Annotated in this window: 13 protein-coding genes; 6 read left to right on the top strand and 7 right to left on the bottom strand. The window is 61.1% G+C overall.

Annotated elements, in window-relative coordinates; all coding sequences use genetic code 11:
• Positions 1 to 497 precede the first annotated feature (497 nt).
• The 5 genes from KBZ15_RS12455 (at position 498) to KBZ15_RS12435 (ending at position 3440) form a co-directional block, all read left to right on the top strand.
• Positions 498 to 1145 carry a hypothetical protein gene (locus KBZ15_RS12455; protein ID WP_255015520.1) on the top strand — a complete coding sequence of 216 codons (648 nt, stop codon included), beginning with the start codon at positions 498 to 500 and terminating at the stop codon, positions 1143 to 1145.
• A gap of 29 nt (positions 1146 to 1174) precedes the next feature.
• The gene (locus KBZ15_RS12450; protein ID WP_255015519.1) at positions 1175 to 2029 is read left to right on the top strand and encodes an exosortase/archaeosortase family protein; all 855 of its coding nucleotides are present in this window, start codon (positions 1175 to 1177) and stop codon (positions 2027 to 2029) included.
• A complete protein-coding gene (locus KBZ15_RS12445; protein WP_255015518.1) occupies positions 2026 to 2709 on the top strand; it encodes a hypothetical protein in 684 nt (227 codons plus the stop codon). The genes KBZ15_RS12450 and KBZ15_RS12445 overlap by 4 nt, the downstream gene beginning before the upstream one ends.
• Before the next feature lie 198 nt (positions 2710 to 2907).
• Positions 2908 to 3159 carry a type II toxin-antitoxin system Phd/YefM family antitoxin gene (locus KBZ15_RS12440; protein WP_255015517.1) on the top strand — a complete coding sequence of 84 codons (252 nt, stop codon included), beginning with the start codon at positions 2908 to 2910 and terminating at the stop codon, positions 3157 to 3159.
• Complete coding sequence (locus tag KBZ15_RS12435) at positions 3156 to 3440, top strand: type II toxin-antitoxin system RelE/ParE family toxin (protein ID WP_255015516.1); 285 nt, start codon at positions 3156 to 3158, stop codon at positions 3438 to 3440. Before KBZ15_RS12440 ends, KBZ15_RS12435 begins: the two co-directional genes overlap by 4 nt.
• Before the next feature lie 18 nt (positions 3441 to 3458).
• Here KBZ15_RS12435 and KBZ15_RS12430 read toward each other — a convergent pair whose 3' ends face one another.
• The 6 genes from KBZ15_RS12430 to KBZ15_RS12405 all read right to left on the bottom strand — a co-directional run bounded on the left by KBZ15_RS12430 (position 3459) and on the right by KBZ15_RS12405 (position 8433).
• Positions 3459 to 4412, bottom strand: a complete 954-nt coding sequence (locus KBZ15_RS12430) for an isopenicillin N synthase family oxygenase (protein WP_255015515.1) — start codon at positions 4410 to 4412, stop codon at positions 3459 to 3461.
• Positions 4413 to 4422: 10 nt separating this feature from the next.
• Entirely contained in the window at positions 4423 to 5973 is a 1551-nt protein-coding gene (locus KBZ15_RS12425) for a bifunctional aminoglycoside phosphotransferase/ATP-binding protein (RefSeq protein ID WP_255015514.1), read from the bottom strand.
• A 52-nt stretch (positions 5974 to 6025) separates the two neighbouring features.
• Entirely contained in the window at positions 6026 to 6313 is a 288-nt protein-coding gene (locus KBZ15_RS12420; protein ID WP_255015513.1) for a hypothetical protein, read from the bottom strand.
• 108 nt (positions 6314 to 6421) lie between these two features.
• Positions 6422 to 7063 (bottom strand): PAP/fibrillin family protein, encoded by a 642-nt coding sequence (locus KBZ15_RS12415; RefSeq protein WP_255015512.1) that lies wholly within the window; start codon positions 7061 to 7063, stop codon positions 6422 to 6424.
• A 19-nt stretch (positions 7064 to 7082) separates the two neighbouring features.
• Entirely contained in the window at positions 7083 to 7313 is a 231-nt protein-coding gene (locus KBZ15_RS12410; protein WP_255015511.1) for a hypothetical protein, read from the bottom strand.
• A gap of 37 nt (positions 7314 to 7350) precedes the next feature.
• Positions 7351 to 8433 (bottom strand): DUF389 domain-containing protein, encoded by a 1083-nt coding sequence (locus KBZ15_RS12405; RefSeq protein ID WP_255015510.1) that lies wholly within the window; start codon positions 8431 to 8433, stop codon positions 7351 to 7353.
• A gap of 62 nt (positions 8434 to 8495) precedes the next feature.
• Here KBZ15_RS12405 and KBZ15_RS12400 point away from each other — a divergent pair, with 62 nt between their 5' ends.
• Positions 8496 to 8711 (top strand): Nif11-like leader peptide family natural product precursor, encoded by a 216-nt coding sequence (locus KBZ15_RS12400; protein ID WP_255015509.1) that lies wholly within the window; start codon positions 8496 to 8498, stop codon positions 8709 to 8711.
• 54 nt (positions 8712 to 8765) lie between these two features.
• Here KBZ15_RS12400 and KBZ15_RS12395 read toward each other — a convergent pair.
• Positions 8766 to 9223, bottom strand: a 458-nt coding sequence (locus KBZ15_RS12395) for a winged helix-turn-helix domain-containing protein (protein WP_255015508.1), incomplete at its 5' end; no start/stop codon positions are given.

The raw sequence follows: 9223 nt of genomic DNA, 5'->3' as shown, positions 1-9223 counted from the left end.
TGGTATACTTACGTAGGAGGTCCATTCCCTTATGGCCGGTACAATAATACCGGTATTGAGACAAGCACTACTTACACCTGGGCTCAAGTGCAGCCCGTAGCATCAGGCCCGGCGTCAGTACCAGCACCAATCCCAATTCTGGGCATTTCCGCATTATTTTTCTACAGCCGTAAGTTAAAGAAACGGATTAGGGAGAGCAATGCAACTCCTTCCGCTGCTAATTAAAGTAGGCTCGAGAGCGGCTTGAGTAAATTAGTTCAAGCCGCTACCGGAGGCGCGGAAAATATTAGGCATAAATGGTGCTTGAGTGAGATATTTTTATACTTGGACTGGCATGGCTTATATCAGAAAGCTTAGTGTAAATATTTTTGTATTTATCTGCCTTGCCCCCTGGTCCGGCTAGCTTTACAATCTTCTGGTTAGAAAGGGCATTTGTGAGTCAAAATAGATTGCCTCTCGGTGGGATCAGGTTGATCCGGCGCATCGGCCGGGTGTTATTGGCGGTATTCATTTTTGCCGTTGCTTTCAACTTCCTGCCCCTCAATCTAGGCTCACCAGATTGGGGTCTTGGCATATCCAACACCATTGTCAGCTCGGCCAGCCTTGCACTCGTAGGAGTGGCCCTGTTGCGAGTGTCAGGCTACCTGCAGCTTCACGTCCATAGCCAGGAGACTTCCAACCCTAAGGGTCCACGGCTGATCGCCCTTAAGAAATCAGAGCTGGGGATCCGCCGTCTGGCTCTGGCCGGCACCATCAGCTTGCTGCTGCTGGCTGGCTGGCAGGCCATTCTCTTTGCCAAGGGCATGGAGCTGATTACGGCCAAAGGCGCAGCAACCAGTAGCCAGGCCCAGGAGCAAATAAAGGCAGTCGAATCAAGAATAAAAAGTGCCCCCGATGCTGTAATTGAAGCCGAATGGACGAAATTTCAAGCTAGCTTGCCTCCTGCTTTCTTCAAAGCTGAGCTAGATGCATCAGCCAGGCGAAAGGAGCTGCTGTCTTCGGTGGGAGCTCGTAGTGAGCAGTTTCGTGTTGACCTAAACCGGCAAACTTCTGCTGCCGCCTGGAACCTCGGCCGCACTGCCATGCGCATCTGCTTGATGGCCATTGCCTACGCCTGGGGATTTTATGGCCTTCACAAGCTTTAGTTATATATTTAGCCAGCGCACCATCTGCCATGTTTGAGCTGCGGCATTGGGTACCTAGACTTTCCAACCGAAGGGCACTTTTCCTTTTGCTGGCTGCTTTGATGTTTTGCTGGAATGCCAGCATACTTTGGCTTGGCTTGCAAGACCTTGGTCTGCAGATCTTTCAGCTGTTGCTTTGGCTTGGTATCGCCATCTCCTTGGAGGATAAGCTAGCCAATCTCTGGCCAAAACCAAGCCGTTTCAGCTTCTTTGCTGGAGCAATCTTAATCGCCCTGCTTTTAACTCTCTCGCCAGCCTTGATCAGTTTCCAGGCAGGTTACATCAAGTATTTGCTCTTGCCTGGATCTATCTCCGCCCTGGCCTTGCTCAGTCGGCCAGTCCAGCAATGGCAACTCTTTGCGGCCCCCCTGCTCATTTCCCTGCTGCTTCCAATTAGCGGCGCATTTGCAGTGTTGTCATCCCCCATTCAAAATCGGCTCACAGCCCTGTTCACCTGGATTTTTCTCTATGGGCTCGGCTTTCAGACAGGCCTCAGTGGTAAGGAGATCTCGCTTGGCTCTGCTGGTGTAGTGGTTCAGACGCCCTGCAATGGCAACGAACAGCTGATCTTTTCGATCAGCATGGTAATAATCTTCCAGCTCATTTTTCCACTGAAGCAGCGTGGCCACATCCTCGCAGCATTCGGTGGCGCCATAGTTTCGGCCTATGCCATCAATACGGTTCGCATTGCCCTTCTGGCCTACTTCACCACCTGGGCAGATCGCAGCGGCATGCCAGCTTTTGATTTCTTCCATGGCCACGGAGGCCTCATTTTTTCCTTGATTGCTGCCACCATTGCCGGCTGGATTTATTACAGGTTGCTCGATCAAGAGTTAACCGCATGAGCAGTATCAACCCTGCCCAGCTCGATCGCGCTCAGCAGCGGTTCTGGTTGGCAGTGCTAGCTGCAGGTGTCGGCCTGGCCACCCTTCACCTGGTGGTTTTTCCCCAGTCACCGCCCCTTCCCCAGCCGCCCGCTTCTGCACTCCTGCCACCGCCCTGGCAAGCCGCTGCCGCTTCGATTGGGACCGCCACCCAGCACACCAGCTTGCTGCAGCGCAATGTTGCCATCGGCCCGAGCAAACGCTTTGCCCATGGAAGGGATTGGTTGCTCCTCACACCGCTTGCCTCTTGGCAGGAGGCTGCCCTGGATCCAGCAGCCATCACCAAAACCATCCCCGAGCTTCAGCTGCAGGAGGCTCAGCTGCAGGAGACTCAGCTGCCGACACCCTCCCAAGCCAAGCAGCAGATTGCCAGGGGCCGCATCCAGGGCCTAACCAGTTATCCAACTTGTTTGACCCGCACTGGCGCCTTCGCCTTCACGGCTGCCGGGCTAAGCGGCACCAGCGGGGCCCCGCACTTGGATTTTTTGCGAACCCTCCTGCGGGGCCGCCTACCTTCTCTCCCCAGACCCTCCTTTTCCTGCCTGCTCGTCACCACAAATTCGCCCCAGACATTGGCTGGGGTCGCAAAATCCAATCCCCTCCTCGCTGCCCTTGCAAGCCACACCCAGTGGCCCCGGTGATCTGTTGGGGCCTCAGCCCAGCAACTTGATCTGGTAAAGCACGTCTTCGAGGGCGGCGATCACTTCACAGGAGTTGCAACTGGCATGGGTGCAGGGCGCAGGCGAATGCCGTTATCAGGTGAAGCCAGTGTTGAGAGCTGGAGGCCCTTCAGGTTCTCCGGCACCTGCTTGTACGATTTGTACAGAAACTGGGGCGCTATGGGAGAAATTGCAGTGAGCCAGGCCCGTGAGAACCTCGCGGAGGTCATCGAATCCACGCAGCGCAGTGGCGAGCCCATCGTGCTCACCCGACACGGCCGGCCGGTGGCGGTGCTGCTGGAGCATGCGGCGTTTGAGCGTCTGGTGGCGGCGGCTGATGAGGCCAGTGACCGCGTAGCCCTGGCCCAGGCGCGCAAAGACGATGACAGCGTGCCGTGGGAGCAGGTCAAGGTTGACCTTGGCCTGGTTTGAACTCGGATTCTGATCAGCCACCGCGGCGCTATGAGGTCCGCCTGGCCCGCCGTGTTGTGCGCTCCCTGGCGGACTTGCAACGGCGCGATCAGCAACGCATGCGCGCAGCCATTGATCTGCTGGCCGAGAATCCCCGGCCTCCCAACTGCGTTGCTCTTCAGGGAGAAGCCGGGGTCTACAGGGTGCGTGTCGGGGATTACCGCATCGTTTATGAGGTGTTTGATCGGGTGCTTCTGGTGCAGGTGGTCCGAATTGGCCATCGGCGGGAGGTTTACCGCTGATGGTGATCCGTTGGGGCCTCAGCCCATCAACTTGATCTGGTAGAGCACGTCTTCGAGGGCGGCGGCGGCGCTGATGCCGCAATAGCGCTGGGGGTTGTCGGGGGTGCAGCAGCTTGCCAGGGGGGCCAGGCTTGTCCAGGGCCGGGGATGGCAGAACTGCACCACGCTGAGGCGCTCCTGCTGGCTGCCCGCCGGTGCCACCACCCGGTGCCAGCCCACTGGGATCAGGCCATTGCTGAGGCGCTCCAGCATGATGCCGGTGTTGAGGATCACCCGCCCTTCCGGCGGCAGGGCATCGAGCCATTTGCCTTCCACCTGCACCTGCAGGCCCGGCCCGCTGGCCCGGGGCAGGGCAGTGATCAGGTTGATGTCACCGTGGGCTTCAGCCCAGATGTGGCCACCATCCGGTGCCTCGCCCATGGGCGGATAGCGGATCGCCCGGGTGAGGGTGGGGGCATCGCTGGTCATCTCGTCAAAGAAGGTTTCGGCGCAGCCCAGGCCCAGGGCAATGATCCGCAGGAAGCGGCGCTGCAGATCGGCGATGGCGCTGTGAAAGGTTTCCAGAACGGCGCTGATCCCCGGCACCAAATGCTCAGGCAGCAGCTGCTCGGGGTAGAGCAGGGGGTAGCGGCGCCGCAGGGGGTGATTGGCCGGCAGGGGCAGGCCCCAATTCAGCATTTCCTTCCAATCGGCCTGGTTGCTGCCGGCGGCCGTTTCCACCAGCAGGCCGGTGTAGCCCGTTTGGCCGCCGCTGCCAGATGCCACGCAGCCCTGCTTGCTCTGCGGGGCGAGGGCGAAGAATTCAGCCAGCAGGCCATAGGCCGTGTCCAGCAGGTCGGGCGAGAGATCGCTGCTGGTGTACACAAAGCCCGTTTCCAGGCTGCGCCTCACCCCATCTACCACCGCGGCTCGGGCCTGGTGGCTGCCCCGCTCAAAGGCCAGCAGATCAACGTCGCGAATCGCCTGGCCCATCAAGGCGAGCCTAGTTGGCGGCCCCAGGAACGGCCATCACCAGACCCTTTTCATCCGGGTCGAGCGGCTCGAGCCACTGGTGTTGGCTCTGCAGCACTTCAACGGTGGCATCGGAGGGATCGCTCCCGGCGGCGGCACGCTCGAGCAGTCTTTGGCGCAGCAGCGGCTCCGGCGCCGTACAAACCACGATCTGAACCGGGATGCCGAGCTTGCCGGCAAGGGCGACCATGCGTTGGCGCTCGCTGCGCCTGAGGAAGCAGGCATCCACAATCACGGCCAGGCCCCCGGCGCTCGTCGCCTCCACCAGGGCCGGCAGGGTGGTTCCATAAAGATGCCTGCTGGCTACTGGGCCGTAGAGCTCCCCCTCCAGCAGCCGGGTGGGCCTGACGCCCCAGAGCCCGAACAGCCGTTTCCTCTCCACATCGGAGCGAAACACCACGGCCCCGAGCTGCTGGCTGAGTGCCACCGCCACGGTCGACTTGCCGCTGCCTGCCAGACCGTGCATCAGCACCAGGGGCTGGCTCTGGCGTTGGATCCAGTCCATTGCCAGGCGCAGATAGCTGGCCAGCTCGGTTTGGATGCGGCTGCGCTCCGCCGCTGCCAGGCCGCTTTGCTTCAGCCGCAGCCAGCTCACCTTGGCGCGCACCAGGGCTCGATAGACGCTGTACCAGGCCCAGCCGCACAGGCCCTCCCCATCGCCGCTGGCCTCCACCCAACTGTTGAGCAGCAGGGTTCCAAGATCTGCCCGGCCCCTCACCGCCAGATCCATCACCAGGAAGGCCAGCTCACTGATCGGATCGATCCAGCGCAGGGTCTCGCTGAATTCCAGGGCGTCGAACACCTCGATGCCGGAAGTGCCCAGCAGCATGTTGCCCAGGTGCAGATCACCGTGGCACTCGCGGATATGGCCCCCCCGTTGCCGCTGGTCAAACCAGGGCTGCAGGGCCCCTGCCTGCTGCCGCACCCAGGCTGTCAAAGGGCCCAGATGGACCTGGGCCCCAGGACAATCGGCCAGGGCGGTGAGGTTGTCGAGCACCGGTTGCAGCACCGCCTCGCTCTGGCCCCAAGGCGTCTCCGGGCCAGCCGTTGCGGCGTCCCGATGGAAACGGGCCAAGCGTTCAGCCAGCTCCCTGATTTCCCCATCCCCCACCTGGCCCGCGGCAAGGGCGGCCGGCAGCAGCTGCTCCTGATCGAACTGAACCATTCGCACCGCCCAGGCCAATACCCCCGTCGGGGCTTTGGCACTTGCCTGGGTGGTGGCACTTGCCGGGGAGGTGGCGGGCGGGATGAAACTGGCCGCTTCCAGGGGGCCATAGACCGGCACCACATCTAGGTAGCGCTCCGGCGAGAGGCGGCGGTTGAGGCGCAGCTCGTCCCGGCAGGCCTGCTCGCGCAGTTCAGCGGTGGAGAAATCAACAAAGCCGAAGGCCACCGGCTTTTTGAGCTTGTAGGCATAGGGCCCGCTCAACAGCACCCAGGAGAGGTGGGTTTCAAGCAGTTGGGGGCCTCCAGCGGCAACCGGGTGTCCATAGGCCTCCGGGCGCAGCAGTTGCCGGATCATCGGATCCCCTACTGCAGGGTCGATGGTTGGCTCCTGATCAGTTGGACCCGGCTCAATCATCAGAGCCGAGCAGGGAAACTCGATCGCCCCGCTGGATGGCATCTGGCACCCCATCGCCATCAAAATCGATCAATATCGGCTCGGAATCTGGCAGCAAATCATTCGAAACTTGGCCCCATTCAGCCTGCGCAGCGAGCAGATCTGGGCCATTAACATCCATCCCGGCTGCCCGGGCGATTTTTATGGCTATTTCACAGAGACTGGGCTCTAATAGGGCTTTTTGGAGCTGGCTGTCTGCGTGAATAATGGCCAGAAAGCTTGCCTTTGAAACTGGAGTCATTGTTGAGATTGGGTGAGAATAGATTGGGATATTAACTAGCCTATCATAATATTTTAAGGCTTCTTCGTTTTATTCCTTTTTTGTTTTATTCCTCTGCCGCTTGTCTGCCTAGTTCGCCGGCTCTGGCTCCTGGTCGCCCAGCAGCTCCTGCAGGTTGAGCTCTGGGCGACGCAGCAGGGCAAATAGGGTGCCGGCATTGCCGCGGCACACCCTCAGCTCCCCATCGAGCACGGTGATATCAAGCCAGGCTGGAAAGGGTTGCTGCACGCTGCGCAGCAGCTGGAGACGGCTGCTGCCGATGGATGGCCCCAGCCACCCCCCGCGCCGAAACTGCACCCGCACCCGCTGCAGCGGTGGGCCAGGCTCGCAAGCTGGGCTGTCCACAGAAACGCTCGCCTCCACAACAATGCTCGCCAGGGCAGCCAGGGGGCCGCTCAGCCGCAGCAGGTTCATTCCCCGCCCCTGGGAGGGCGCCAGGAGTTGGAGGTTTTCCAGCCAGGGGGTCACGGCCAGATAGGGCTGGCTGCTGCTACTCCAGCGCAGTTCCCATACCCCCTCCAGTTGGGCTAGGGCCGCCGGGTCGGCCAGATCGGCTGGTCTGGAGCGCTCCAGCTCCAAGATCAGCTTTTCCACCAGGGGGCTTTCTGCTTTGGCCGCGCCGCCGGGTTGCCTGCGTAGCAGGCCCAACAGGGCTTGGCGCTGCTGCTCGGGGGGCTGGGAACTCACCTGGGAGGAACTGGTTTCGATCAAAAGGGCGTCCCGGGGCGATTTAGTTCTGTTGAATCGGCAGGGGCATGGGCCCCTCACTGCGCAGACCGGTGCGCAGGGAGCAACGGCCTGCCGAAGTCAGCCCCTCTTGGTCTAAGCAGGCCGAAAGGATCCTGGCGGCAAGCGCTTCCGGCTTGGTTCCCTCAACTGCGGCCTGGGCTGCGATGCACTCCACAAGCGACTCGGGGAGCTCCCAGCTCACCTGCTGCAGGGTCTGGGTTGGTTTGGGCATGGGACCATCCCTCAAGCAGAACGATATCGATCTCAAATTAGTCCAGTTCCGGCTGCGGTAAGGGCGGCAGGAGCGGCGGCGGCAGCACCTCCAGATCGGCAGGATTGGGGGCTGTGGGGGGGGCGATCAGGTCTACGGCGGTGCGCTGCACCACCAAGCGGAAGCGCAGGGGTGCCTGGCTCCTATTAATGAAGGTCTGCACCTCTGCCACCTGCCGGGCGCTGGGCAGCTGCGGATCTGTCACCCGCACCCGGGCCCTGATCAGGGGTGGATTCTTTTGCCAGTCGATCGATAGGCCCACCAGATCAATGGCCGGATCGCTGCCCAGGGTGATCGTGCTGCTGCGCAGTTTCTGTTCAATCAGGCTTTCCAACTGCACTGCCTTGTTTTCCCTGTTGGCCTGGCCCAGTAGCCGCAGGAAACTGCTGCCAAGCGGAATCACCAGCAGGGTGGTGAGCCCCAGGCTGGTGAGGCCGAGTTTGCTGTGCAAAAGGCGGCTGCGGTAAACCGGCTCCAGTGCCGCCAGGGTTGCCATCGCACCCACCAGGATTCCGAGCAGGTTGGTGGTGAAGAGCAGCAGGGCCCCATAGGCCTGTCCCCAGTAGGCGGAGGCGAGCAGGATGCCCACCACGCAGATCGGCGGCACCAGGGCGACGGCGATCGCCAGCCCGGCCAGGGCCGAGAGGGCGTCCTTCCTCAACTTGGCAAACATGGCCACCGCGCCGGCCACCAGGGCGATGCCCAGATCCAGCAGGTTCGGGCTGGTGCGGTTCATCACCTCGCTGCCGAAGCTGGGAAATGCCACCAGATGGCCCACCGCCATCGCCAGCAGCACGCAGATCGCCACCCCCACCAGCAGGGTGCGCAGGGCCCGACCAACCATGGCCAGGCGCCCCTGGGCGATCTCGAAGGCCATCGCCTGGAGGGGCATGATCCAGGGGGCCACCACCATGGCGCCGATCACCACAGCGGGGCTGTTGGCCAGCAGGCCCAGGGTTGCAATCAGCGTGGCCCCCACGGTGAGCACCAGGAACACCTGATTGCAGCTGGCATCTCGCTCGAACTCCTCCTGCAGGGCCTCAAGCCGCCTCGCCTCGGGGGTGGCGCTGAAGGATGTCATGCCGGTAGCTAAGCGGAACCTCACCCCAGAATGGGGCGAACGGCGGCTCTGGAGCGCGAACCATGTCCCTCGACCAGCTGAAGGCCTTTCTGGGCGTCATGCAAAACAAAGCATCCCTGCGTGAAGCGGTGCTCGCCGCAGCCACGGCCGACGATGTCGCCCAGATCGGGGCTTCCCTGGGCTACGAGTTTTCCGGTGATGAGCTGTTGCGGCTATCTGGCAAAAAGGTCGGTCGCGTCACGGTGACCAAGCAGGATATCCCCGGCGAATACAACTGATCTGTTGTTCTTCCTGCCAGCCCTTTGCCCCTGGGGTGGCTTTATATGGTGACTTTATATTTTTACCCTGTCTCCTTGAATAATACGTTGAAACATGTAGCCCTTGCCCCGTGCCGTAAGAATCAGCTCCGGATTTTCCACGTCCACTTCCAGTTTTGCCCGCAGCCGGGAGATGTGCACGTCCACTACCCGGCTGTCGTTGGAACGGGTAGGCCGATAACCCCAGACCTGCTCGAGAATATCTAGCCGACTCACCGACTCACCCGCCTGGTTGATCAGTAATTCCAGCAGGCTGAATTCCATACCTGTTAAGCGGATGCGCTCTTCGCCTCGGTATGCTTTGCGCCGAGTTAAATCCACCCTGAGATTGCCAACAATAACCCAACTACAGCCTGCACCGCTTATACTATCGCCTGGGTTGTCGCCTTGCCCGCCGCGACGGGATGGGGCATTCCGGCGCATGACGCAGTGGATTCGCAGCTCAAGCTCTTTTGGGCTGAAGGGCTTAAGAA

Source organism: Cyanobium sp. BA20m-p-22 (assembly GCF_024346275.1).
Lineage (GTDB): Bacteria > Cyanobacteriota > Cyanobacteriia > PCC-6307 > Cyanobiaceae > Cyanobium_A.
The sequence above is the reverse complement of the archived record's forward strand: the minus strand, read 5'-3'. Positions and strand labels throughout refer to the sequence as shown.

Excerpts from the sequence above, each read along its gene's own strand:
- KBZ15_RS12425 (WP_255015514.1), bottom strand. The coding sequence starts at position 5,973 with ATGATCCGGCAACTGCTGCGCCCGGAGGCCTATGGACACCCGGTTGCC.
- KBZ15_RS12445 (WP_255015518.1), top strand. The coding sequence starts at position 2,026 with ATGAGCAGTATCAACCCTGCCCAGCTCGATCGCGCTCAGCAGCGGTTC.
- KBZ15_RS12440 (WP_255015517.1), top strand. The coding sequence starts at position 2,908 with ATGGGAGAAATTGCAGTGAGCCAGGCCCGTGAGAACCTCGCGGAGGTC.
- KBZ15_RS12410 (WP_255015511.1), bottom strand. The coding sequence starts at position 7,313 with ATGCCCAAACCAACCCAGACCCTGCAGCAGGTGAGCTGGGAGCTCCCC.
- KBZ15_RS12405 (WP_255015510.1), bottom strand. The coding sequence starts at position 8,433 with ATGACATCCTTCAGCGCCACCCCCGAGGCGAGGCGGCTTGAGGCCCTG.
- KBZ15_RS12450 (WP_255015519.1), top strand. The coding sequence starts at position 1,175 with ATGTTTGAGCTGCGGCATTGGGTACCTAGACTTTCCAACCGAAGGGCA.
- KBZ15_RS12430 (WP_255015515.1), bottom strand. The coding sequence starts at position 4,412 with ATGGGCCAGGCGATTCGCGACGTTGATCTGCTGGCCTTTGAGCGGGGC.
- KBZ15_RS12420 (WP_255015513.1), bottom strand. The coding sequence starts at position 6,313 with ATGACTCCAGTTTCAAAGGCAAGCTTTCTGGCCATTATTCACGCAGAC.
- KBZ15_RS12400 (WP_255015509.1), top strand. The coding sequence starts at position 8,496 with ATGTCCCTCGACCAGCTGAAGGCCTTTCTGGGCGTCATGCAAAACAAA.